Genomic DNA, 24,750 nt, shown 5'->3' on the forward strand with positions numbered 1-24,750 from the left:
AAATTGAAATCTTGTTACTTTGCACAGTCAAAAAAAAATATCGATGAAAAATATTGTATTGCTGATAAGCGTTTTACTCCTACTTAATTCCTGTGATTTACTGTCGGGGAAATCGAAAGAACAAGCAGATAGTAAGATGATTGAAACAAAGGACACTGTTAAGTCAAACGTGAAAAATGGAATCAAAAAGTATTATTTTGGGACTGGAGAATTGAAATCCTTTGTTGAGTATAAAGACAATAAAAAAGTTGGTGTCAGTGAAACCTTTTATAAAACCGGCGAGAAACAGTATGATATTCCCTATGTTGATGGGATGAAACATGGTGTTGTTTTGTGGTATTATAAGGATGGAAAGGTTTATCGGGAAACCAATTACGTGAAAGGTAAAAAGAATGGATTTCAGAAGAAATTCTGGGAAAACGGGAAATTAAAATCTGAACTTTTATACAAAAATGATATGCTTGGTGTGGGCTTGAAAGAGTATGCCAAGACAGGGAAGGAGAAGTCGGAACCTTACATTAAAGTGGAGAAGATTGATCTTTTAAAAACAAAGGAGGAATATGTTCTTAAATTCCGGTTGAGCAATGGGCGGAATAAAGTACAATTTTATCAGGGTAAATTAATCGATGGGAAATTTTTTCCAATTGGTACCCGAGGTCTTGCAGAATTGAAAACCATTGCAGGAGTAGGCGAATTAAGAATTCCTATTTCTAAAGGTTTTAATATTGAAAAGAACATTTCTATTGTGGCAGTGGAAAAAACCACGTATCAAAATGATCGGCTTTTAAGTATTATAGTTCCTGTTTCGATTCGAAATCCTAACTAAAGATTAATTTTGTTATTGATATAGAGCTCCTTTAGGGGCTTTTTTTTGTTAAAATAAACACTGATTTTCCTCATAAGATAAATGTTTGTAATTTGGTATATTTAAGATGATATATCACACTAATACAATTTAATTTCAAAATAGACTTTAATTAAAATGAATTAAATTTTAGCTGTATCGAGGCAAAAAGTAAAGCATAGCCATGTTACGATGCATCTTTTTTAACGAAGATATAGCTAAAAAGAAACATTTTATGAGGTATTTTTTGATGTTAATTTGGTATAAACTTACAAAACAGAAACTTATGACCAGGAGAACTATTGTTGCTATGCCCGGTGATGGAATAGGCAAAGTTGTACTTAACGAAACCATTAGGATCTTAAATTCTGCAGGATTTGAAGCAGATTACGAAGAAGGTGATATCGGCTGGGAATTTTGGTGTAAGGAAGGGAATCCTCTTCCTAAGCGAACGATTGAACTGCTAAAAAAACATAAAATAGGATTGTTTGGTGCCATAACGTCCAAACCAAAGGATGATGCAGCGAATGAATTGGCTCCGGCTTTGCAAAATAAAGGATTGGTGTACTCAAGTCCAATTGTTGGTTTACGGCAGTACTTCAACCTCGATATCTGCATTCGTCCCTGCAAAACCTATAAAGGAAATCCGTTAAATTTTATCCGCAGAGGCAAAGGAGGGGCAATTGAAGAACCAATAGTTGATGTCGTAATTTTCAGACAGAACACAGAAGGTTTGTACGGCGGGGTAGAATGGTCAAATCCAGATAATATTGTTTATGCAGCACTAACTTCACATCCTAAATTTGTGAAGAATTTTGGCAGTGTACCAAGGGAAGATTTATCCATTTCCACAAGAATTTTCACGAGAACCGGTACCACCAGAATTTTAATGGCAGCTTTCGGGTACGCCAAAAAGAATGGATATAAATCGGTTACGCTTTGCGAAAAGCCAAATGTTATTCGCGAGACTTCAGGAATGATGTTTAAGCTGGCACAGGAAATCCAGAAGAAAAAATTCCCTGAAATTGAACTTTGGAACACAAACATTGATGCTCAAATGATGTGGCTGACCAAAAATCCTGAAAATTACGGAGTGATTGTGGCGGGCAATATGTTTGGAGATATTGTGTCTGATGGATTTGCCGGGCTTATTGGAGGTTTAGGCTTTGCCTGCAGTGCACAAATGTCTGATGAAGGAATTGCTGTGTTCGAGCCAACTCATGGTTCTGCTCCCAAATATGCCGATTATCCGGTTTCCATAGTAAATCCTATTGCAATGGTAGAATCAGCTTGTATGATGTTGGAGTATCTGGAAGAAAAGGAAGTAGCTGCAAGAATTAGAAAAGCGGTTGCCGAAGTAATTGAAGAAGGAAAGGTACAAACCTACGATATGATGAAGATGACAGGCAGTGCAGATGTGCTTGCTAATGGTGCTGCATCCACTCAGCAAATGGCAGATGTAATTATCGAAAAGTTAAAAACGAAATATTCCAACAATCCTGATTATGAATATGAGAAAAATAGTTAAGGAATTGTGGCCCGAACTCAATTGGATTGAAGATGAGGTGCTAAGAGAAAAAACGACTAAAGTATGGGAGATTGCTTTGGAAAGAAGTGTACTGTCCGATGAAGATCTGCAACGAATTCCTTTTACACTTTTATGTGGACCTGATTTTAAAGTGAGTTTTATGGATCACAAGCAATGCGTAGTTCATATAGCAAAAGAAAGCGGCGAAAAAATGAATTCCTTTTTTAAAGACGAGTTGCCTGTGGATATGGATGTTTTACTTTCCGGAGCCATACTTTGTGACGTAGGTAAGTTGTTGGAATATATTTTGGATGAGGACGATAATGCAGTTCAGGGCACATATGGAAAATACATCCGTCATCCTTTTTCAGGGGTTTCATTGGCTGAGGAGTGTGGTATTCCACCCGAGGTTTGCCACATTATTGCAACCCATGCAGGAGAAGGAAATATGGTGAAAAGAAGCACCGAAGCCTACATTGTTCACCATGCCGACTTCATGACTTTTTTGCCTTTTAAAGAAAGATTAAAAGTGTAATTGTCTAATAAATAAAAATCATGCAAAAAAACTCCGGGCAACTAATTTGCCGGAGTTATTTTTTTAATATGGCTCCAACACTGCTTACAAAATCAGGTATTTGATCTTTCGAAGCCCATTGTAGTTCGTGTTGAAACAGATCGGTCATTATTTTGCTTACGTTAAAACCAAAGGCGACCAAATTGTAACGCATTTTTTCCGGGATATGACATTCCTTTCCCAAAGCAAGCCCACAGGTAGAGCAAAGCTCACAACTATTTGCAGCAATCATTTTTCCATTCGCCGGCTCAATTTTTCGAAGATAGGTTTGCAGTTCTTCTTTAATGAAATTGTAAGAGTACAGGGCTTTGTTATCATTATTTTCAAATTGATGAGGAGAGGTGTAAAATAAGTAAAGAGATACAACAGAATAATCTTTGGAATAATTTTCAAAAGTTGGACAGTTTGGTGGACAAGTCCATTTTTGAGAATGATTTGGACAGCCGTTTTTACAATAAATGTTAAATTCTTTCGGATTTAGATAGGAAAGAATTTCACTTGTTTTGAGGTTAAGCTGCTTGTAATGAATCGTGATTGTATTGTTGTGAAATTGTTTCTCAAAGGAGCCTGTTTGGTAATTATTCATGTTTGATTTGTTTGTAAGCCTTACAAATTTAATGGTTTTGATAACTTTTAGTTGGGTGGCTTAAAGGTTTATGAACAAAAAATTGAACAGTTTAATAATTCAGACGTGCAAAGGATTGAAAAATGAGCTTTCAGCTTACAGTATTTTTGTATCTTCGTACCTTAAACTCAATCCAAAAACCTTATTTATGCTCTCATTTGATGCGATCGTTGTATTAATCGTGTTGGTTTTTATTCTGATATCATTCTATAAAGAATGGGTTGGGCCTGCTTTTACTTTCCTGATTGGAGTTGTTGTTCTTGGGATTTTTGGGATTCTTACTCCTTCAGAGATACTTGGTGGATTTGCCAATGATCAGGTTTTTGTCATTTTAATGCTCTTGTTGATTGGAGATATTATCAGGGATTTGGGTATTGTTGAAACTCTATTTGATAAGGTATTTCAAAAAGCCACTACTTATCGGCAATTCATGGCACGCATGATATTTCTGGTGGGAGCTTTTTCAGCTTTTTTAAATAATACACCTCTTGTTGCTGTTATGATGCCATATGTGCATAATTGGAGCAAGCGCAATAATATTTCTCCATCGAAATTATTAATTCCATTATCATACGCAGCTATATTGGGAGGATGTATAACTCTAATTGGCACATCCACAAACCTGATTGTCAATGGTATGGTTATCGATCAGAAAATTATACCTGCATTGGGTTCTCTCGATATGTTTAGTTTTGCATATGTTGGAATTCCAATGATGCTTATTGGGTCGATTTACCTTTTATTGGTAAGTAAGAAATGGTTGCCTGAGAAAGAGGATGTGTTGGGTGAATTTTCGGAAAATTCGCGAAAGTATATTGTTGAAGCGCATGTTAAATCCAATTCCGGTTTAATTGGAAAATCAATTGAAGAGGCTGATTTAAGAAATTTGAAAGGTCTTTACCTTTTTCAGATCAACCGGGGTGATGTTAGAATTGCTGCAGTTTCGCATGAATACAGACTGGAAGAAGGTGATCGTTTATTGTTCGCAGGCGATACCGAAACCATTGCCGATTTGGTGCTTCCCAATTCAGGATTAACGCTTCCTACGGTTGGGATGCTGACTCATAAAAAGCATATTGAGGTTGTTGAAATTGTAATTTCTCATAACTCAACCTTGATATCCAAAACAGTTAAAGAGGCTAATTTTAGAGGCCATTTTGATGCTGCAGTAATTGGTATTCACCGAAATGGAGGTCGGGTAAGTGGTAAAATTGGGGAAGTAAAACTTCGTGCCGGTGATGTATTATTGCTTTTAGGAGGAGACGATTTTGTTGATCGTTCTCATTTGGTTCAGGATTTTTATTTTATATCGAAAGTAAAAGAATTCAGAAAGCAGGAGGCTTATAAAATATGGTTACTGCTTGGAGGAACGGTGTTGGCTGTTGTCTTGTCAGCCCTAAAAATTGTGCCTTTGTTCATGACTTTAATTGTGATGATTATTGTTATTCTGGCTTTGAAAATTTCTAATCCTAAAGATATTGCATCAAGGGTTGATTTTAATCTGGCTTTAATTATTTCTCTTGCCTTGGCATTTGGCACAGCCATGATAAAATCCGGATTGGCGGAGATCATTGCGGACCTGTTAATTTCAGTCTTTATTCCGTTAGGAAGAGTCGGTGTTTTATTTGGAATTTATTTAATTACATCGGTACTTGCTGCCTATATAACCAATAAGGCTGCTGTTGCTATTGTATTTCCTATTTCGCTTACAATAGCGTTAAATCTTCATTTAAATCCGGAACCATTTGTATTGGTTGTAGCATTTGCAGCCGCAGCAAATTTCATGACTCCAATTGGTTATCAAACCAACTTAATGGTATATGGACCAGGAGGATATACCTTTAAAGATTTCTTCAAAATAGGATTTCCTCTGACCATTATTTATATGCTGGTTACTGTATTGATACTGTCATACATCTATTTTTATTAATTGATAATTTCACAATCCTTAGGGATTGTTAAGTATAAAAACCTATGAATTTTAGTAAAAGAAAAGAACTTCTTTTTGCGGCGGTAACTGCATCGTTAAAAGCCGGAAAAGAGATATTGGAGGTCTATAATTCCAAAGACTTTGAGATTCAAATTAAATCGGACAATAGTCCGTTGACAATTGCTGATCAAAGGGCGCATCAAGCTATTGTGTCGATATTGGATGAGCTGGGTTTACCTGTTTTAAGTGAGGAGGGAGAACATTTGGGTTTCGAAATTAGAAAAAACTGGGAATATTGTTGGATCGTTGATCCGCTCGATGGCACGAAAGAATTCATAAAAAGGAACGATGAATTTACTGTGAACATTGCTTTAATTGAAAATGGAACATCAATTGCGGGTGTTATTTATGTACCTGTTTATAAGCAATTGTATTTTTCCGATAAGGAATTGGGCGCATTTAGAATGGATGATATTGTGGATTGGTCTGGTGATTTAGATTCATTAGTCGGGCATTCCATAGCGCTGCCTCTTTCTCAGGATCGAAAGTCTGTTCGGGTGGTGGGATCTCGTTCTCACATGAATCAGGAAACGAAAGATTTTATTTCGAAGCTGCAAGAGGAACACGGTAATGTTGAGTTAATATCAAAGGGAAGCTCCTTAAAACTGTGTATGATTGCAGAAGGAGAGGCTGATGTTTACCCACGGTATGCTCCTACAATGGAATGGGATATTGCGGCAGGCCATGCAATTGTATCGGCTTCAGGAGGAAAGGTTTTGCATTTAAACTCCGGTGCTGAGATTTCATACAACAAGGAAGACCTTTTAAATCCTTGGTTCATCTGCAAAAGAGAATACTAAACAAACAATACATACAAACACAACAAATTTAGGAATGAAAAAATCAATACTTGCCATATTGTTTTGTCTGTTTATTGGCAGCTTAATGGCACAAACAAATAAAATTCCATTAAGTCATGCCGACTATGATCATTGGAAAAACCTTAAAAATCAACAGATATCTGCTAACGGAGAATGGATCACTTATGAAGTGAATCCTCAGAAAGGAGATGGATATCTTTACCTGTATCAGGTAAGTACGGGGAAGTTGGATTCTGTAGCCAGAGGATATCAGGCGATATTTTCGCCGGAAAGTGAAATTTTAAGTTTCAATATTAAAGCTCAGTTTGATACCATTCGGCAAGCAAAGGTGAAGAAGATTGAAAAGAAGGATTTGCCAAAAGATTCATTGGGGATTTGGAATTTAATGGCAGACAGCATTCTTCGATTTCCGGAATTGGAATCGTTTAAGATGCCTAAGGAAAAAGGAAATTGGATGGCCTTTTTATTGAAAATGCCTAAGGAAAAAAAGGATTCTTTGGCTAACGATTCGATTGAAAAGCCAGAAAAGAAAACTAAAGGTGAAAAGGGGGTGAAGGACAAAGAGAAAATTGAAAAAGGAGAGCTTGTAATTTTAAATTTCCTGTCGGGAAAAGACTATCGATACAAAGATGTTTCCGATTATGCCTTATCTGAAAATGGAAATGCTGTTTCTTTTGTTCAGGTTGAAGGGGATAGTATTCAAACCTCAAAGGTGAATTGGTTTACTGTTAATAAGGAGCAGGTTAAAACTGTATTCGAACAAGAAGGAATTGCAAAGAAAACATCTTTAGCACCTAATGGTGATCAGCTTTCTTTTATTTTTTCTTCTGATACTCTCAAGAATAAAACTTTTGCTTTATACTATCAAAATATAAAACCTAATGAGCTAAAGGTTTTGGTGGATACCTTAAGTAAGGATATTCAGAAAGATTGGACGGTAAGTGAGAATGGCGAAATATATTTCTCGAAAAATGGAGAGAAATTGTTTTTTGGAGTAGCTCCCAGACCGATTGATGAGCCAAAAGACACTCTGCTTGACGAGGAAAAATATCATGTTGATGTGTGGAACTGGAAAGATCCTTTGTTGCAGCCTCAACAGAAAGTACAAGCCGAAAAAGAGAAGAAAAGAACTTGGTTAGCCGTATATAATCCATTGGAGAATAAAGTTTTGCAGTTGGGAAATGAAACTTTACCTGATGTGAAATTGTATGATGATGGAAATTCAAAATTAGCACTTGGATCTTCATCATTGCCATATCAGCAATTGACATCGTGGGATGATTGGTATTCCGATTACTATGTAGTAGACACAAAAACGGGAAAGAAAGACATGGTGCTGGAAAAGAAAAATTCACGCGTTAATATTTCCCCTGCTCAGAAGTACTTGATCTGGTTCGAGACTCAGGATAGTATTTGGTATTCGTATCAGATTGAGAATCGCAAAACGGTGGCATTAACAAAGAAGATAAAAGCTAATTTTTACGATGAAACTCATGATACTCCGAGTGATCCCAGTCCATATGGAATAGTGGGATGGACAAAAGGAGATGAGTATGTAATTATTAGTGATCGATATGATTTTTGGAAGTTGGATCCGACAGGAGTGAAAGGTTCTGAAAATATTACCAATAGCTTTGGTCGTAGAAATAAGATTCGCTTCGATTACGTGAAATTGGATGAAGAGGAACTATTTATTGATTTGAAAAAGCCGGTTCTTTTGAGTGCGTTTCATGAGTTCACAAAAAAATCGGGTTTTTACCGCTTACAGCAAGATGAAGAACCCGAAGAATTGGTTTTTGAGGATGCAGGTTTCAATAGTCCTTTGAAAGCAAAAAAAGCAAACCAATTGATATGGAAACGATCTACTTTTAAAGATTATCCAAATTTGTGGACTGGTAACATGAGGTTTACAAATTCAAAACAAGTATCGGATGCGAATCCACAGCAGAAAAATTACCTTTGGGGAGATGTTGAATTGGTGAAATGGACTTCGGGTGATGGTGAAGAATTGCAAGGTTTATTGTACAAGCCTGAAAATTTCGATCCAAATAAAAAATATCCAATGTTAGTTTATTTTTATGAGAGAAGTTCCGATGCATTGCATCGTCACCACGTGCCGCAACCCAATTGGTCAATTATCAATCCCAGCTATTGTGTGAGTAATGATTACCTGATATTTATGCCTGATATCACCTATCATAAAGTCGGATATCCTGGCGAATGTGCATATAGTGCTGTTGTAACTGGAACTCTGAGCATGCTGGATCGTTATTCTTTTATCGATAAGAAAAATATTGGATTGCAAGGTCAAAGCTGGGGCGGATATCAAATTGCTTATTTGGTAACAAGAACAAATTTGTTTAAATGTGCAATGGCCGGGGCTCCCGTATCCAACATGACATCAGCTTATGGTGGAATTCGTTGGGGAACAGGTATGAGCAGAATGTTTCAGTACGAGCACACACAAAGTCGTATTGGAGGAACTCTTTGGAACAGCACATTGCAATACATAGAGAACTCGCCGATATTTTATGCGCCAAAAATTGTAACTCCCTTACTAATGATGCACAATGATCATGATGGCGCAGTACCTTGGTACCAGGGGATTGAATTGTTTGTAGCGATGCGGCGTTTGCAAAAACCTTGTTGGTTGTTATCCTATAACGATGAAGATCATAATCTAAAAAAGCGGCCAAACAGAGTGGATTTATCCATCAGAACCATGCAGTTTTTTGACTATTATCTGAAAGGAAAACCAGCTCCTGAATGGATGGTAGATGGGATTCCGGCTGTTGAAAAAGGAATTACAGATGGTTACGATTTAAAGAAATAGATTATTAAAATGGTTATAATGCGTCCTTTTCAGAACGCATTTTTTGTATTCTGATCTTTCTATCAATTGGGACATGGAAAAACGCCTCGATTCCGGATGGAAAAGAGGCGTTCGAATTAGTGTTTGTAGGTGTGTTGTTGTGTGTTTGTTGTTGTTTTACTTCGGCTGTTAACCTATATTTTTAAGATCAACGATTTACAAAAAATCTGATGTTTGTATTAGTACTATTTGCTAGCAAAGTAAATATGTTTCGGTATTATTTCATATATTTATTAAATAATTAAGTAATAATTGTTGCAAATATAAGTTTTAGACCTTTTTTTTACTAAAGGTGATTGTGCAAACGTTGTAAAAGGAGTAATTTTTTCTGATATGGAGAATTTAGATCAAACGGATAAAACAATTCTGAGAATACTTCAGAATGATTCAAAGAAGACGGCCAAGGAAATTGCGTCGATGCTAAATCTTACGGTATCACCTGTTTACGAGAGAATTAGGAGGTTGGAGAATCAAGGCTTCATTAAAAAATATGTGGCTATTCTTGATAAAATGAGAATAGGTAAAGCCGTTACAGTAATGTGTCAGGTTTCCATGCGATATCATAATGAGGCTTTTATTGATGAATTCGAAGAACAAATTCAGGATTTACAAGAAGTTCAGGAATGTTATCATGCGGTTGGTCAGGTCGATTTTATTCTTAAAATTCATGTCGGAAGTCTGGAGGAATATCATGAATTTTTACGTTATAAACTTTCTAAAATTAAAAACATAGGAGTGCTGAATAGTATATTTTTGATTAAGGAAATCAAACAAACATCTGAGTATTATATATAATAGGTACTGTTGAGCTAAAGAATTTATGCTTATTTCTAATAAATTCCTGATGTTGTTTTAGTAACTTGTGATAAGCTAATTCGGTTTTATTAGGCAATATCTTAATTCATGACTGATAACAATCAACATATGTCTTCTGATGCATTCGAAAGAATACTTTCCGAATACAAGGAAAGAATTGCTGAGTTGGAAAAGCAGGTTGAGGAATTGAATAAGGAAAGAGATTGTTACTCAGAAAGCCTCGGAAAAAAGAATATCGTTAACAGGGCTGATCTTCTTTATAATGCTACAAATCAAGGAATACTAATTCGAAATCAGGACGGGAAGATAATTTATGCAAACCCTTCCGCATCAAAAATATTAGGTGTTGAAAAGGAATTTTTACTCAACATTGAAAGCTTTGAACCAAGAATAAAGAACATCCTTGCAGATGGTTCTTTAATGACCAAGGAAACACACCCTGCAAAAATTGCCCTGACTACAGGCAAAGAGGTGACTAATTCCATACTTGGCGTATATAATCCTCAAAAACAAGCTTATATCTGGATTAGTATTACAGCAACACCTTTAATGAATAAGGAAACGGGATTGAGCGAAGAAGTCTTTACCATATTTGAAGATATCACAGAAAGGTTAGCTGCAGAAAAACGTTTGAAAGAAAGTGAGGCAAAAGCAAATGCCTTGCTGGAAACAATTCCCGATTTAATTTTAAGAATATCAAGAGATGGAAAGGTAATTGATCTTCATGGAGAGGAGAAAGGCTTATTCCGAAATGAGGAATCAATTGTTGGTTTGGATATCCGAAAAGTATTTGAGGAGAATTTGACTCGTGAGTTTGCGAATTCTATGGAGGCGGCCTTGGATACCGGGAAAGTGCAGGTTTTTGATTATCGGCTTAGAATAGAAGGTAGAGGAGTTTGTTATTTTGAGTTCAGAATCAGCAGCAGCGGTGAAAGAGAAATTACCGCAATTGTAAGAAATGTAACAGAGCAAAAAAAATTACAGCGTAAATCCATCGAGGCTACCAGACGGTTATCAACTTTAATGGGTAATCTTACGGGTATGATTTACAGGTGTTTGGCTGATGAGTCCTGGACTATGTTGTACGTTAGTCAGGGAAGTTTAAGCTTAACTGGGTATACGCCCGAAGAATTAAATTATAATTCACATGTTGCTTATAATGATATAATACATCCTGAAGATCGGGATTTTGTTGCACGAGTCGTTAATGAAGCAAGTTCAAAAAATAAAAGATTTACAATTGAGTATAGAATCATTAGTAAAGACGGGACTCTTAAATGGGTGTTTGAGCAGGGAATTACTATAAAAGATCAAAAGAGCCGACCTTTATTTATTGAAGGATACATAGCTGATGTTACTGATAGTAAGATTTCTGAGCAGAATTTAATACAAAGTGAAAACAAGTTTCGAATACTTTTTAATTCTTTAAACGATGCTGCTTTTGTTCATCCATGGGATGATTTTAATTTTCAAAAATTTGTTGAAGTTAATGATGCTGCCATTAAGCGTTATGGTTATTCCCGGGATGAGTTTTATAAACTTACTTTGGTAAATTTAAGATTAAAAGACGAACATTTTGACAGTGAGATAAATGCCATAAGAGAGGCTTTGCGAAATGAAGGAAAAGTCTCTTTTGAGACGAATTATTTAACCAAATCAGGTGAAATTATTCCTGTTGTAATTAATTCTAATTTAATTGATTTAAATGGAACCAGATTCATTCAATCTATTGTTCGGGATGTTAGTTATCGAAAGGGATCAGAGGCTCGGTTAAAGCATAAAACGGAAATAGAAAAATTACTAATTGATATTTCTGCTGATTTTATTGGCTCTTCTTTAAGCGATATAGATCAGTTAATTAATCGTGCATTAAAGAATATAAGTGAATTTACGAATACAGATAGAAGTTATGTGTTTTTGTTTGAGGAAAATAGAATTTCATTAAATAATACTCACGAATGGTGTCGGGAAAGTGTTGTTTCTATGAAAGAGATTTCACAAAATTTGTCAATAGAAGATTTTCAACAGTGGATTAAAAAATTTAAGCAACGCAAGCACCTTTATCTCCCTTTATCCAAACTTTCTTCAAAAGAAATACAGAAAAAGCTGGGTAATTTTCATTCCGATCTTAAATCATTATTAGTTCTTCCAATCTTGTCACATGAGTCCTTACTGGGTTTTGTAGGTTTCGATTCTGTTTTTCATGATAAAGAATGGGATTCGGAAGATATTAACTTGCTCTATACCTTTGCTGACGTATTAGCAGGAGTAATTAGCCGGAGAAAATTTGAACAAAAACTCATATTTGCAAAAGAAAAGGCAGAAGAAAGTGATCAATTGAAATCTGCATTTCTGGCATCTATGTCTCACGAATTAAGAACCCCTTTAAATGCGATTATAGGATTTAGTGGATTGGTTAATTCAAATTCGGCAATTGACAGAATTGTGAAATGGAATGAGATCATCAAGTTAAGTGGGCAGCATTTGTTGAAAATAATTGAATCGATATTCGATGTATCACTTCTTCAGACAAAAGAGGCTAAAGTTAAAAAAGAGGATTTTTCTTTGTCTGAATTATTTTTAACATTGCAACAATATGTAAAATCAGAAATAAATAAGAGCAATAAGTCGAATCTGGCAATACGGTTAAAATGCACTCCTGATGATGACAACTTGTATTTGAATTCGGATAAAACAAAATTGATACAGTTAATAACCAATCTTTTGAATAATGCAATAAAGTACACAGAATCAGGAATAATTACGTATGGATATCAGGTTGAAGGATCGGATATTACCTTCTATGTGTCGGATACTGGAATTGGTATTTTGCCGGAGCATACAAAAATTATTTTCGATATTTTCCGACAGGTTGACGAAACCGGTTTGGGCATGCAGTCAGGTGTTGGTTTAGGCTTGGCTATTTGTAAAGAGATTTCGAATTTGCTGAATGGTGAATTGTGGCTTGAATCAGAAAAGGGAAAAGGGTCGGTTTTCTATTTTAGATTAAGAGATGTGGTTCATTCACAACAGAGAAAAACAGAGGGTTTTGAAAAGAGATTTCCGATACCTTTATTAAGAAATGAGACCATTCTTGTTGTTGAGGATATTGAATTTAATTATTTGTTGATTGAAGAAATTTTGGCTCCAACTTCAGTAAAAGTAATATGGGCAAAAAATGGAATGGAGGCTGTAAAAATTATAGAAGATAAAACAGATGTTGATTTAATATTGATGGACGTTAAAATGCCTGTCATGGATGGATATAAAGCATCAAAACAGATATTAAAGATGAATCCAAATATTCCGATAATTGCACAAACGGCATACGCTTTGAAAGAAGATGAAAAGAAGATATTAGAGAAAGGTTTTAAGGGATATATTTCAAAACCAATTGATAAATATGTCTTGTATCGGGTTTTGTATGAGTTTCTTTATCCTAAAACTATAAAGGAGAAAAAAAAATAAGAGCAGACTTTTAAAGCCTGCTCTTTTTAGATTATACAGTCCGCTATTTAGCAGCAATGCATTGAGTGTCAATATTTAGTTTTGGCTCGAAAAGATTTGCGATCTTTTCCCATCGTACCATTTTGAAGTTTTGGGCAATTGATTTTTCATCCTTTTTATTAAACCCATCCTGAACAACAAACATTCCTTCCGGGAATTTTTCTCCGAGATTTAGATTAATGGCCTCAATACCGTCTGTTTCTTCTGCACCATCAATCACCCCATCACCAATTCTAAAACTTCCTAAATAGTTGTGAGGTGCTTTTCTTTCAAATACAGCATAAGAATAGTTTCCCTGACTGGAGGCAATTAAGTATCCGGATCCGTTCGATTGCTTGTAAATGCACAAACCTTCGATGTCCTCATAAATGTTTTCATTTTGATCTACCGTACTCTGAGAAAGAAGCTCAAATCCTTTTGTACTGTTTGGATCTATTGATATTTTCCAAATTCCTTTGGCTTCCTCTCCTATAAAAAGTATACCAGCCTCGTCGTCGGAAACCATTCCTTCTGTTTTACTGGCAAGTTTTAGTCGTCGAACCAATTTCGCGGAAATCTTTTTGCCTTCCGGCATGATTTCCCATTGTTCAATATTTCCAAAAGTGCTGTTCACAAAGGCGTAAAGTTGATCCTGACTTTTAGACAGGCAAAAACCATAAACTTCATCTTTCATTTCAACAGGAATGGCATTTTCAAATCGATGTAAACTACCGTCTTTTTCAATGCTGTAGAAATCCAGAGTGTTTGAGCTTCGGTTCGAACAGGCTGCAATATCAATTGAATCCTGCCCATTTTTAATGTTTTGGCGGACGTCAACATTATTCATGTTGCCATCAGCATAGTAAAACAGTTCATTGCCATCTAAATCATATACAGCTAAACCGCCTTTTTTATCTGTACCTATAATTCTACTTTGTTCCGAAGAGTCAGGGTTTACCCATATTGCAGGGTCATCAGCAGCATCTTCGGTTGCCAATCTATTTTTCAGTGCATCCGTTTCGCCGTCTGCCTCAGTAACTTTTTCAATCAGTAAAGAAGCTTTTCTCGAACCTTCGCTTGAGCGATCGCATGAACAGGCAATTAGGAGTGATGCAGTTATCCCTAGCAGAATTATTGTATTTGGTCTTTTATGCATAATAAAACTTGTTTTTTTGCTTAGAAATTCATTTTTAAACCAATATTCGCTTTTGCGCCATAGTATTCAGCTTGCTTGGTGTGACTCTTGTCTCCTTGGTAGTAGCGTAAAGGTTCGTTTAAGATGTTGTTTACCGATGCGAAAATGCTGAAATTGGAATTGATGTTGTAGCCAGCGCTTACATCCATATGTGTTACTTTATCATAGTAACTGTCGTAGAATGCAGATTCTCCCCACTCATCAATAAAATCATCAGCATATTGTAATGATACACGTACATTAAGTTTTTTACCTTCGTAAAATAAAGACAAATTAACGTTGTTTTCCGGTGTTCCTACTATCGATAAATCTTCATTTTCTCTACCCGAAATATTCACGTTTTTCATTTTTGAATGAGTGTAGGTATAGTTGGCATAAAATCCCATATCACTTAAGAAACCTGGTAGAAAATCCAATTGTCTTTGAAAAGCAAACTCAAAACCATAAAGGTCAGCATCACCAACATTAATAGGTTGGTAGAATTTATCCCAGGTCTTCCCACTGTAGCTGAAATCTCTGTGTTCAATGGTGTTCGAAATATCACTTAACGATTTGTAAAAGAAACCACCTGAAAGTAATCCAACATTTGAGTAGTAATGCTCAGCCATTACATCAAAGTTCATTGAGTTGGTTGGATCCAGTTTAGGATTGCCTATTTCAATTTCATTATCTTCCTGTTTAATTTTGCTGTGTGGAACCAAATCGTAGTATTTCGGGCGTGAAATAGAGTTTGTCCAGGCTAGTTTTAGTTTAGTATTCTCGGATAGCGACAATTTTGCAATTACACTGGGAAGAATATTGGTATAGTCGTTCTTTTCTTTTGCAGTAGTACTAATCGTTGGATCACCGTCAGCAGGAATATCCAAAATTCTACCGGAATATTTTAATTTTGTTTGTTCTGCACGAAGACCAAAAATCATTTTAAGTTTTTTTCCAAAATCCTGATCCAAACGAACATATCCGGCGTAAACATCTTCTTTTGCTTCAAAGTTACCGGCTTCCTCTTCAACATTTCGGGTTTGGTTATACTGATTATCAAAATTTAATCCTCCAAGAAACTGTTTGGATGCAAAGTGTCCGGCAGCATAATTTCCAGCCATAAAATCACTTTTACTGGCATCATACTGATTGTTTAAGGCATTACTTATAAAGCCGTTTTCATCATTTGGCTCAATATCATTAAAGCTGTTGTCTCTGTTTTTCTCCTTGCTTTTTAATCTGAAACCAGTTTGAAGAGAGTTCTTGTTTTTTCCGCTAAGGATTGGAAATTTGATATCAACTTTTAAATTTTTATCAATATCCTCCGTGTATTGAAATTGTTCTGTAAGTTCTTTTAAACCAAATTCGCTGCTTAAATCTGCTAATTGAGGGTCGTTTACAGAAAACATTGGTTTTTCAGTATTCGAGAAATTAGGTGTAATCGCAACTTTCTTAGCATTTAATGTGATGTAGCGTTCATTGGGGCGATCTTCAGAAGCCTTGGAATAGCTGCCTTTCCAATCAATTTCAATAGTTCCCAAGTGGTGTTCTCCATTTAAAGCAAAGTTCATTGTCTGCTGATCTTCCAGTCTGCGGTTCTTATTGGTTCCGCCTTTGGTCTGGCGGCGAACTTCCGTAATCCAGTTTCCATCCTTTTGCTCAATGTCTTTGTATTGCAAACGAAAACGGTTTTCCCAGTCTTTTCTGTGATTATAAATGGCTTTGAATTCGATTTTGTGATTTGGGTTAAAATTGTAATCAAAAGAAGAAGAATAGCTTTGACGAATTCGTTGAACGTAGTAGGTTCTAATCTGAAAATCGGATGTGTAGATGGCTCCCTTGTCATCTTTTTCCCACTCAGCTTCAATATTGTCCGATCCCAGTTGATTGTCCTGGTATGAGGCAGAGAATACCATACCTAGGTTTGATTGTGTTCCTGTTTTAAAGCGGTTGCCATATAGAGCCGAAAGAATTAATTGAGGATCATCACTTAAAAAATTATATCCGGTTCCAACACGGGCAGAAATTTGTTGTTTAAATGGATTTGATCGGGTGATCAGGTTTACCGAACCACCAATTGCATCAGCTTCCATATCCGGGGTTATCACTTTGTTTACCTCAACAGTCTGAATCATATCCGAAGGAACAAGATCAAGCTGTACCGATCGGATTCCTGCTTCAGCAGAAGGGATACGATCGCCATTAATGGTGACAGAATTGTATTCTGAAGCAGTACCGCGAATGTGTCCAAACCGGGCTTCTCCTTGATCGTACTCCACGTTAATACCCGGTATTCTTTTCAAAGCATCACCGATATTATTATCAGGAAACTGTCCAACCTGATCGGATGAAACTATATTGGTAATGTTTACGTTGCTTTTTTGCTGATTTAAAGCACGTGATTGTTCTTTCAGTAGTCCTTGAATCACAACTTCCTGCAATACTACACCTTCCGAAAGAGTAAAGTTTTCGGTTAGGGTAGTTGATTCTTCAAATACTATTTTTTTCTCAACACTTTCATAACCAATGTACGAAATCTTAAGAGTGTATTCTCCCGGGATGATATTGTTGATGCGATAAACTCCGTTGTTGTCTGATGCAACACCTTGGTTTGTCTCTTTTAATACTAATGTTGCCCCTGGTAATGGGTAGTCTTCAGAATCGATAACACGACCGGTTATTGTCGCTGTTCTTTTTACGTTAATTGCATTGTTTTCGGCAATAGTGCTTGTGACCGAAAATAAGAGTACGACAAAGAGATTTAAAGTAATAAATAATGTTTTCATTTTTAAGATTTTAATTTATTGATGAGCTTATTAGATATTTTTCCATAGATTTTTAAACACTCAAAACTAGGTTTTGATTTACGGGTAAGGATTAGCTTAGTATAATTATTTTGTAAACTTATTGTAAAATGAAAAATACGTTTATTAAGAGAATGTTATCAATTTGGAGGTTTTTAACCGCTTGACAGGAGAGGGAGAATTGTTGGTGTTAATTCTAATTTTGAGAATTCATTTATTTTGAACAGATTTGTTATGTTCTAATATTAATTATATCGTGAAATATTTATTCTATTCCAGTTTATTTTCATTTCTGTTTTTAGGGGCGTGTCGTTCCAACAAATCAATTAATGAACAATTGAAAGTTTCTAATGCTTCAATTGTTTACCAACCCATTTTGGTTTCTGATTCTCTGTCGGCTAAGGTAAATGAGCAGTCGGGCTTGATGTGGTACAAAAATTTGTTTTGGATAAACAATGATAGTGATTGTGAACCAGTGTTATATGCCTATGATAGGGATGGAGTAATTAAAAAAGAGTTTGAAATCACTAATGCTAAAAACATTGATTGGGAGGACTTGGCTGCAGATCAGAACTACATTTATATTGGGGATTTTGGCAATAATTTTGGTAATCGTAAAGATCTGCGTGTATTAAGACTAAAAAAAGATGACCTGGGAACTTCTGAATTGTCAAAAGCAGAGGTTGAGATGATTGGAATAGAATGGGCTGATCAGGAGGATTTTACCAGGCATTTACAAAAACATGATTTCGACTGCGAAGCTTTTTTATCATATGGTGATTCTCTTTTCTTTTTCACAAAAAACTGGGCCAATTACAAAACCAGATTGTATTCGGCATCTAAAAATATTGAAGTTCAGAAATTAAAGGTAAAGGCTGAATTTAATGCAAATATGTTGGTTACTGGTGCTGATATCAGTTCTGATGGAAAATTGTTGGCGTTGGTTGGTTATAAAGATTATCTAAGTTATATAATTTTGTTTTATGAATTTGAAGGCACTGACTTTTTTGGAGGGAAAAGTTTGCGCATAGATCTGAGGCCTCTTGGTGGAGCACAAACCGAAGGTATTGTTTTTGGTGAAAACGACTCTTTGTACATCTCTACAGAGCAAACTAAATTGCCCCAATCAATTTATAAAGTGGAGTACGAGCAGTGGATGAAAAACTAAAATGACCAAAGTTATTACCTTGATCATTTTGTATTTTATTGTTTGTAAAACAATTATTTCATTCTAAAGTAGCGGTCGCAAACAGGATAATCCACTTGGTTGTTAATATTTTGCAGATAAGAAATCACAGTTTCTGCATCTGTCATGTTTTGAACTTGGCCAGATTCAGGGAAGTATTTGTCATATACTGCCGGAATGTAATCGTTTAGTCCAAGTTTTAGTATTGTGTCATCAGATAATCTTTGCCCTTGCATATTTCTTATTTCAATTTCTTGATCAACCTGTTGAATCTGAATGCCTGAATAGTAAAATCCTGATCCGCTTCCTGCCAGAAATTTTTTAATGCCAAGAACCGTCATTTCATAAATAACCGTTCCGTTGCTAAAAGGAGTAATTTCGTAAATTTCTCTTTTGGTGATATCGCCTTCGTTTAAGTTTGACCGAATTCCGCCGGTATTCTGAAAACAAACATCAACACCCATTTGAATTCGTAATGCATCTGTATAAAAACAGCCAACCATACTTGTATTATGATCTCTTTTTGAAACCCCGATTACTTCTGTTAAATAGTCTTGATTGTTGTATCCATCAATTGTTGTTTTTAATTCAGAATCATATTCTTGATATGTGTTTAAATTAATTAGTTCGTCGGTAATTGATTCTATTTTTTTGTTGATAATGGTAACTGATATCTTTCCAAGATAATTTAGATTGCTGCCAGCCTGATAAATAGGTATTCCATTTACTTTAGTGTTAATTTTATCATGACTATGCCCTCCAATAATTAAATCGAAATAGGGAAACTTGTTGGCTAGCTGAACATCTCCTAATATTTGGTCATTGCCATTGTATCCTAAGTGGCTAAGAGCAATATATATATCTGACTCTTCCTCATTTTTAACGTTTGAATAGAGAGAAACAATGTCTTCAGGCCGGTCGAAATGAAATTGTTTAACTCTCCAAGGATGAGTTGATGGGATTGTTGCATCTTTTTTTCCATTGGTTTCAATTAAACCCAGGAAAGTTATTTTGATATTTTCCTGGGTAATGGTTTTGTATTCAAATGGCTCCGGAATATCTGTAGTTCCCTTGTCCACATTTGCACAAACCCAGGCAAAATTGGACTGTTCCATTCTGTCTTTTAGAATTTCGGGCCCGTAATCAAACTCGTGATTTCCCAAAACGGCAACATCAAACCCAATTTTATTCATCACATCAATCATTGGATATCCTTTTTCAGGATGATTGTCAACAGTGGGATTTCCTGAAAACAGATCACCACCGGAAACTACGATCACATTGGTTGATTCTCTCTCTTTATCAACGATTTGTTTAATTTTTGAGAAATTATCCAATTGACCGTGCGCATCATTTATACAAAAAATGGTCAATTCCTTTGGCGTGAAGTCAGTAGGATTATCTGGCGAATTACTGTCTTTGGAACAAGATGCAAACGCGAAAATAAACAGGTAGAGAAGTAAGAATTTAATGTTTTTCATTGTGTGATTTGATCTGTAAGTATAATTGTGTGTTATTTTTTGTAAGATTAAGGAAAAATTTAAACTCATCATAATGTGTTTGTCTTTAAAGAATATATTTAAAAGCATTTATTGTAAACGAGAATCAGTTTAAATAATATTCCTATTTGATTTTGAAATCCTTAAAAAGCGTGTAATTTTGTATCCCGGTTTACTGAACAACCAAAAATTAGGATTTTATCATTGGTTAAGAAGAACGATTTGAAAGACAAGTACAAAGAAATATTCGATAAAGGAACAGATTTACCTCTGGTTGAGGATTTCTATACCATACAGGGTGAAGGATATCACACAGGAAAGCCTGCTTATTTTATTCGTATTGGAGGATGTGATATCGGTTGCCGGTGGTGCGACAGTAAGATTTCATGGAATCCTGCAGAACATCGCCTGATTTCTGTTGAAGAGGTCGTTCGAAAAGCTGTTGAATCGCCTGCCAAAGCAGTAGTTGTAACAGGAGGAGAGCCTTCGCTGTATAACTTGGAACCACTGTGTACTGAATTAAAGAAGCACAATATTGAAAATTTCCTGGAAACTTCTGGGGCATACGAGATAAGTGGGGAATGGGATTGGATTTGTTTATCGCCTAAGAGAAATAAATTGCCTGTACCATCTTCTTATGAAAAAGCAAATGAGCTGAAAGTTATTATTTTCGATTTAGAAAAAGATTTTGAATGGGCTGAGGAGTTATCAAAAAATGTAGGAGATGATTGCCTGTTGTATTTGCAGTCGGAGTGGAGTCAGTATGTTCACAATATAAAACCAATTGTAGAATACGTAAAGAACAATCCAAAATGGAATATCTCCTTACAGTCGCACAAGTTTATGAGAATACCGTAACGGGCAATATAGGATATTTAAAAGGCTGAATCAATTGTTGATTCAGCTTTTTTAGTTTTGATGAAGAAATGCAATTCGAAAAGTTAATTGAATTATTTTTTCTTGACTACTATTTAGCATGGGACAATAGAATAGAAAAAGGCAATCAGAAAATCTGACTGCCTTTTTACCAGCTTCCAAAGAAGCTTCACTTTGGGTTAGTGTGGTTATGTGGTTAGAACGAAACTCCGAATACAAGGAATAGATTTTCTGCCATCGGGTTAGCGATAACAGAAGCTGATACTGGTAAAGAGAATTTATCGGTAATTGCAATTTCTTTTGATGCAGTGAATCCCATGTTTACAAAACCAGCAGTATCTCCGTAAAAGCCTGACTCACCTTTCGATTCGTCTGCATCTATTGGAGTAAAACCTGCAAATAAATCAATAGCTACTTCTTTATATTTAAAGCCATAGCCCAATTCAATATAAAGTGAGTTTTGCTGATCACCATTTGTATCTTGGTCAGCACCCCAGAAATTCATGGCAGCTAATATGCTAATTGGAAATCCGTCACTCCCGTTAAAAGCTAAAGTAGCTTCCATGATATGTCCGGTAGATGCTTTTTTGTAATCAAAATAGCTGTTGTTAACAGCAATTCCATCGGTTGGGAAAAAATAGTCAGTAACAGTAGCAGTGAATAGATCATCTGCAAAAGTGTAGGATGCATAAAGATCGGCTTCGGCTCCGTCAGCACCATTCTGTGCGTAAGATCCCCAAGCTCCAAGAGCGAAACCACCATTGCTGTATTCAACCGAAGGCTGGATTACCGGGCCTGTTGAAAACTGAGTTCCTCTCCAAACATATCTGTTCATTAAATCCGCTCCAAACGAAATTTCTCCGTTTCCTGATTCTTCCTGTGCAAACAGGCTTCCTGTTACTACAAGAGTACCTATAAGTAATGCGAAAAATTTTCTTGCTTTCAACATAGTAATAGATTTTAGATTAATAAATGTGGTAAATAGTTAATATGAATAAAATGTGGTTTCTAATTGTTTTATGAATTTTGCTAACCCACCCCCTCTTTTGAAGGGGGTGGTGTTGGCTTGAATCAACTAATTTCTATCCTAACCCTAATATGATGGGGTTTCGATTTCAAAAGTATGAAAAAAAATTACAATTGCTATTTTAAAAAGGGGTGTTTGTTGAAAAAAATGCATTTTTATCAATGCAAAGGTTTTAAATGAGGGGGTGTTGTTGAAAAAAAAGTATTTTAATCGATTGTGAGGTGTTTTTAAGGTTAAAATTGATTAACTGTTGATGATGTTCAGGGGAATGGGTTAATTAAGTTTATGCTTGTGGAATTTTTAATTTGGGTTCGTTTGGAACCGGACTAAAATTGAAGTTTAGGGGAGTCTTATTTTTTATTGATTATAAATTATGATGTTTTAGCAGGAATCTTTATTGTGTCTTGTTAAAAATCAAGATATTCGTATAGTGAAACTATATTCAATAAATAGAAACAATGGAAAAATCGATTAAAGGAACTCAAACTGAAAAGAACTTATTGAAAGCTTTCGCTGGTGAATCTCAGGCGAGAAGCAGATACACTTATTTTGCAAAGCAAGCTAAGAAGGAAGGGTATGAGCAGATTTCTGCTTTGTTTTTGGAAACAGCAGAGCAGGAAATGCAGCATGCAAAACGGTTCTTTAGCTTTTTAGAAGGAGGAGATGTGGAGATTACAGCTTCTTATCCTGCAGGAAAAGTGGGAACTACAGCTGAAAATTTAAAGGCAGCGGCAAATGGGGAAAATGAAGAATATACAGAGTTGTATCCAGAATTTGCTCGTATTGCAGAAGAGGAAGGTTTCAAGAAAGTAGCTTCTGCTTTTAAATTGATTGCTAAGGTTGAGCAGGTTCACGAAGAGAGATACTTGAAACTATTGGCTAATTTGGAAGAGGATTCTGTTTTCGAAAAAGAAGAAAATGAAAAGTGGTATTGTAGAAAGTGTGGATACGTTCATGAAGGCAAAAAAGCACCAAAGAATTGTCCGGCATGTGAGCATCCTCAGGCGTACTTTGAGATTAAAGGAGAAAATTACTAGTATATTGTATGTGAAAAGAGACTCAATAGAGTCTCTTTTTTTTATTCTTTTAACAGGTCTGGGCGCAATCGCCTTGTCCTTTCGTAGGCTTGTTCTTCCTGCCATTTTTCAATTTTCTTGTGGTCTCCCGATATCAGTATATCCGGTACCTTCCATCCTCTGAATTCTGCAGGTCGAGTGTAGAGAGGCGGAGAAAGCAGATTGTCCTGGAATGAATCCGTGAGAGCAGAAGTTTCATCGCCCATAGCACCAGGTATAAGCCGGATTACGCTGTCTGCAATAATGGCTGCTGCTAATTCTCCTCCGGTTAAAACAAAATCGCCAATCGAAATTTCTTTAGTGATAAAATGATCACGAATTCGCTGGTCAATTCCTTTATAATGCCCGCAAAGGATCATGATGTTTTCTTTTATCGATAAGGTGTTTGCTGTTTTTTGATCGTAAAGATCACCATCGGGTGTGGTGAAAATGATTTCGTCATAGGTTCTCTGAGCAGTTAAAAACTCAATTGCTTTAACGATTGGCTCTAGTCTCATAACCATTCCCGCTCCACCGCTAAATGCGTAATCATCAACCTTTTTGTGCTTATCTTCAGAGTAGTCTCGAATGTTGTGGATATGGATCTCGGCAATGCCATTATCCTTTGCTCTCTGAATTATGGAGTGATTAAGTGGGCTTTCCAGCAGCTCTGGAACAACGGTAAGTATATCGATTCTCATTTTTTAAATTTTGTGTAAAAGTATGCAACCCAAGCTTGGCTTGCAAGAGAAATTGAAAGACGATCCATGTAATTCTAAAAACAGGACAAGATGTCATTGTGTTTTATGAATAAACAGACATGTTGTCGTAAGTTTTAGGGGCTTTTCTGTCATTAATCAGTAAAAATACCTGTTGGTATAAACTTTGGAAATAACAGGATGAAAATGAAAATTATTTTTGGATTCCGGAGCCCCAAAAAGATAGTATTAACTTATAAAAGGTAAACGTTATGACAATTTTAAGATACTCAAAAGGAACAAACGATTTTTTAACAAATCAAATAATGGATCAATTGTTTAGAGAAACAAATGGCAGTTTGCAAAATTCAGCACAAAGAGTTGCTTCTTTGAGTCCACGTACAAATGTTGTTGATGAAAAGGAAAAATTTGTGATTGAAATGCTTATCCCGGGCTTTTCAAAAAAAGATGTGGCTATAAAGGTTGAAGATGGTTTTTTAAAAATTACCGGAGAGAAAGAGGAAGATGCAGATAGAACATACTTAAGAAAGGAATTTGGTGCAACTAAGTTGGAGCGGGCCTTCAAGCTTTCGGAAGGAATAGATCAGGAAAGTATTTCTGCAGAAGTTCGGGATGGAATTCTCTTTGTTAGTCTTCCAAAAGTTAAGGAGGAAGAGCCTAAAGTTAAAGAGATTACAATTCAGTAATTAAAAAATCAGATAGTTGTTTAGGCTTTTGTAAGGTGTGAAAATGCTAAGTAGGAAGCCGTAATCTGTTGCGTGAATTGTTTATTTTACAAATAAAACAAAAATGTTAGATTCGTTAATTTGTTAGTTTTAGTTAAGAGGTTCGTGTAGTGCATGAGCCTCTTTGTT

18 protein-coding genes are annotated in these 24,750 nt (G+C 35.8%); 12 read left to right on the forward strand and 6 right to left on the reverse strand.

Features of this window, described 5'->3' with window-relative positions; all coding sequences use genetic code 11:
- Positions 1-43 precede the first annotated feature (43 nt).
- The 3 genes from BZG01_RS06070 to BZG01_RS06080 all read left to right on the forward strand — a co-directional run bounded on the left by BZG01_RS06070 (position 44) and on the right by BZG01_RS06080 (position 2,907).
- Positions 44-826: a toxin-antitoxin system YwqK family antitoxin gene (locus BZG01_RS06070; RefSeq protein WP_101308938.1), complete on the forward strand. Its 783-nt coding sequence runs from the start codon at positions 44-46 to the stop codon at positions 824-826.
- Between the two features lie 304 nt (positions 827-1,130).
- Complete coding sequence (locus BZG01_RS06075) at positions 1,131-2,372, forward strand: isocitrate/isopropylmalate dehydrogenase family protein (protein WP_101308992.1); 1,242 nt, start codon at positions 1,131-1,133, stop codon at positions 2,370-2,372.
- Positions 2,356-2,907, forward strand: coding sequence for an HDIG domain-containing metalloprotein (locus BZG01_RS06080; protein ID WP_101308993.1), 552 nt, complete (start codon positions 2,356-2,358; stop codon positions 2,905-2,907). Before BZG01_RS06075 ends, BZG01_RS06080 begins: the two co-directional genes overlap by 17 nt.
- Positions 2,908-2,962: 55 nt before the next feature.
- Here BZG01_RS06080 and BZG01_RS06085 read toward each other — a convergent pair whose 3' ends face one another.
- Positions 2,963-3,532: a DUF2284 domain-containing protein gene (locus tag BZG01_RS06085; RefSeq protein ID WP_101308939.1), complete on the reverse strand. Its 570-nt coding sequence runs from the start codon at positions 3,530-3,532 to the stop codon at positions 2,963-2,965.
- Positions 3,533-3,719: 187 nt separating this feature from the next.
- On the opposite strand from BZG01_RS06085, the gene BZG01_RS06090 reads away from it, so the two are divergent.
- From BZG01_RS06090 to BZG01_RS06110, 5 genes are all read left to right on the forward strand, one after another.
- Positions 3,720-5,501 carry an SLC13 family permease gene (locus BZG01_RS06090; RefSeq protein WP_101308994.1) on the forward strand — a complete coding sequence of 594 codons (1,782 nt, stop codon included), beginning with the start codon at positions 3,720-3,722 and terminating at the stop codon, positions 5,499-5,501.
- 44 nt (positions 5,502-5,545) lie between these two features.
- On the forward strand, positions 5,546-6,361 hold the full coding sequence (gene cysQ / locus BZG01_RS06095) for a 3'(2'),5'-bisphosphate nucleotidase CysQ (protein ID WP_101308940.1): 816 nt from the start codon (positions 5,546-5,548) through the stop codon (positions 6,359-6,361).
- Between the two features lie 34 nt (positions 6,362-6,395).
- Positions 6,396-9,215: an alpha/beta hydrolase family protein gene (locus BZG01_RS06100; protein ID WP_101308941.1), complete on the forward strand. Its 2,820-nt coding sequence runs from the start codon at positions 6,396-6,398 to the stop codon at positions 9,213-9,215.
- Positions 9,216-9,587: 372 nt separating this feature from the next.
- Complete coding sequence (locus BZG01_RS06105; RefSeq protein WP_101308942.1) at positions 9,588-10,049, forward strand: Lrp/AsnC family transcriptional regulator; 462 nt, start codon at positions 9,588-9,590, stop codon at positions 10,047-10,049.
- 108 nt (positions 10,050-10,157) lie between these two features.
- Positions 10,158-13,538: a PAS domain S-box protein gene (locus BZG01_RS06110; protein ID WP_101308943.1), complete on the forward strand. Its 3,381-nt coding sequence runs from the start codon at positions 10,158-10,160 to the stop codon at positions 13,536-13,538.
- A 43-nt stretch (positions 13,539-13,581) separates the two neighbouring features.
- Here BZG01_RS06110 and BZG01_RS06115 read toward each other — a convergent pair whose 3' ends face one another.
- Both BZG01_RS06115 and BZG01_RS06120 read right to left on the reverse strand, forming a co-directional pair.
- Positions 13,582-14,712: a phytase gene (locus BZG01_RS06115; RefSeq protein WP_101308944.1), complete on the reverse strand. Its 1,131-nt coding sequence runs from the start codon at positions 14,710-14,712 to the stop codon at positions 13,582-13,584.
- Positions 14,713-14,732: 20 nt separating this feature from the next.
- The gene (locus tag BZG01_RS06120) at positions 14,733-17,516 is read right to left on the reverse strand and encodes a TonB-dependent receptor (protein WP_101308945.1); all 2,784 of its coding nucleotides are present in this window, start codon (positions 17,514-17,516) and stop codon (positions 14,733-14,735) included.
- Positions 17,517-17,790: 274 nt separating this feature from the next.
- On the opposite strand from BZG01_RS06120, the gene BZG01_RS06125 reads away from it, so the two are divergent.
- On the forward strand, positions 17,791-18,702 hold the full coding sequence (locus BZG01_RS06125) for a hypothetical protein (protein WP_101308946.1): 912 nt from the start codon (positions 17,791-17,793) through the stop codon (positions 18,700-18,702).
- Between the two features lie 53 nt (positions 18,703-18,755).
- Here the strand turns inward: BZG01_RS06125 and BZG01_RS06130 are convergent, their stop codons facing one another.
- Positions 18,756-20,201: a bifunctional metallophosphatase/5'-nucleotidase gene (locus tag BZG01_RS06130; protein ID WP_180327237.1), complete on the reverse strand. Its 1,446-nt coding sequence runs from the start codon at positions 20,199-20,201 to the stop codon at positions 18,756-18,758.
- Between the two features lie 240 nt (positions 20,202-20,441).
- Here BZG01_RS06130 and BZG01_RS06135 point away from each other — a divergent pair, with 240 nt between their 5' ends.
- Positions 20,442-21,077 carry a 7-carboxy-7-deazaguanine synthase QueE gene (locus BZG01_RS06135; protein WP_101308995.1) on the forward strand — a complete coding sequence of 212 codons (636 nt, stop codon included), beginning with the start codon at positions 20,442-20,444 and terminating at the stop codon, positions 21,075-21,077.
- Positions 21,078-21,291: 214 nt separating this feature from the next.
- Here BZG01_RS06135 and BZG01_RS06140 read toward each other — a convergent pair whose 3' ends face one another.
- Entirely contained in the window at positions 21,292-22,044 is a 753-nt protein-coding gene (locus BZG01_RS06140; protein WP_101308948.1) for a TorF family putative porin, read from the reverse strand.
- A gap of 536 nt (positions 22,045-22,580) precedes the next feature.
- Here BZG01_RS06140 and rbr point away from each other — a divergent pair.
- A complete protein-coding gene (rbr, locus tag BZG01_RS06145; RefSeq protein WP_101308949.1) occupies positions 22,581-23,159 on the forward strand; it encodes a rubrerythrin in 579 nt (192 codons plus the stop codon).
- A gap of 41 nt (positions 23,160-23,200) precedes the next feature.
- Here rbr and trmD read toward each other — a convergent pair whose 3' ends face one another.
- The gene (trmD, locus tag BZG01_RS06150; RefSeq protein ID WP_101308950.1) at positions 23,201-23,878 is read right to left on the reverse strand and encodes a tRNA (guanosine(37)-N1)-methyltransferase TrmD; all 678 of its coding nucleotides are present in this window, start codon (positions 23,876-23,878) and stop codon (positions 23,201-23,203) included.
- Positions 23,879-24,147: 269 nt separating this feature from the next.
- On the opposite strand from trmD, the gene BZG01_RS06155 reads away from it, so the two are divergent.
- Positions 24,148-24,582 (forward strand): Hsp20/alpha crystallin family protein, encoded by a 435-nt coding sequence (locus BZG01_RS06155; RefSeq protein WP_101308951.1) that lies wholly within the window; start codon positions 24,148-24,150, stop codon positions 24,580-24,582.
- Positions 24,583-24,750 lie beyond the last annotated feature (168 nt).

Source organism: Labilibaculum manganireducens (assembly GCF_002843385.1).
Classification (GTDB): Bacteria; Bacteroidota; Bacteroidia; order Bacteroidales; family Marinifilaceae; genus Labilibaculum; species Labilibaculum manganireducens.

What these genes read in the sequence shown, in the direction of transcription:
- BZG01_RS06070 (WP_101308938.1), top strand. Translation starts at nt 44, where the DNA reads ATGAAAAATATTGTATTGCTGATAAGCGTTTTACTCCTACTTAATTCC.
- BZG01_RS06075 (WP_101308992.1), top strand. Translation starts at nt 1,131, where the DNA reads ATGACCAGGAGAACTATTGTTGCTATGCCCGGTGATGGAATAGGCAAA.
- BZG01_RS06080 (WP_101308993.1), top strand. Translation starts at nt 2,356, where the DNA reads ATGAGAAAAATAGTTAAGGAATTGTGGCCCGAACTCAATTGGATTGAA.
- BZG01_RS06085 (WP_101308939.1), bottom strand. Translation starts at nt 3,532, where the DNA reads ATGAATAATTACCAAACAGGCTCCTTTGAGAAACAATTTCACAACAAT.
- BZG01_RS06090 (WP_101308994.1), top strand. Translation starts at nt 3,720, where the DNA reads ATGCTCTCATTTGATGCGATCGTTGTATTAATCGTGTTGGTTTTTATT.
- cysQ (WP_101308940.1), top strand. Translation starts at nt 5,546, where the DNA reads ATGAATTTTAGTAAAAGAAAAGAACTTCTTTTTGCGGCGGTAACTGCA.
- BZG01_RS06100 (WP_101308941.1), top strand. Translation starts at nt 6,396, where the DNA reads ATGAAAAAATCAATACTTGCCATATTGTTTTGTCTGTTTATTGGCAGC.
- BZG01_RS06105 (WP_101308942.1), top strand. Translation starts at nt 9,588, where the DNA reads ATGGAGAATTTAGATCAAACGGATAAAACAATTCTGAGAATACTTCAG.
- BZG01_RS06110 (WP_101308943.1), top strand. Translation starts at nt 10,158, where the DNA reads ATGACTGATAACAATCAACATATGTCTTCTGATGCATTCGAAAGAATA.
- BZG01_RS06115 (WP_101308944.1), bottom strand. Translation starts at nt 14,712, where the DNA reads ATGCATAAAAGACCAAATACAATAATTCTGCTAGGGATAACTGCATCA.
- BZG01_RS06120 (WP_101308945.1), bottom strand. Translation starts at nt 17,516, where the DNA reads ATGAAAACATTATTTATTACTTTAAATCTCTTTGTCGTACTCTTATTT.
- BZG01_RS06130 (WP_180327237.1), bottom strand. Translation starts at nt 20,201, where the DNA reads ATGAAAAACATTAAATTCTTACTTCTCTACCTGTTTATTTTCGCGTTT.
- BZG01_RS06140 (WP_101308948.1), bottom strand. Translation starts at nt 22,044, where the DNA reads ATGTTGAAAGCAAGAAAATTTTTCGCATTACTTATAGGTACTCTTGTA.
- rbr (WP_101308949.1), top strand. Translation starts at nt 22,581, where the DNA reads ATGGAAAAATCGATTAAAGGAACTCAAACTGAAAAGAACTTATTGAAA.
- trmD (WP_101308950.1), bottom strand. Translation starts at nt 23,878, where the DNA reads ATGAGAATCGATATACTTACCGTTGTTCCAGAGCTGCTGGAAAGCCCA.
- BZG01_RS06155 (WP_101308951.1), top strand. Translation starts at nt 24,148, where the DNA reads ATGACAATTTTAAGATACTCAAAAGGAACAAACGATTTTTTAACAAAT.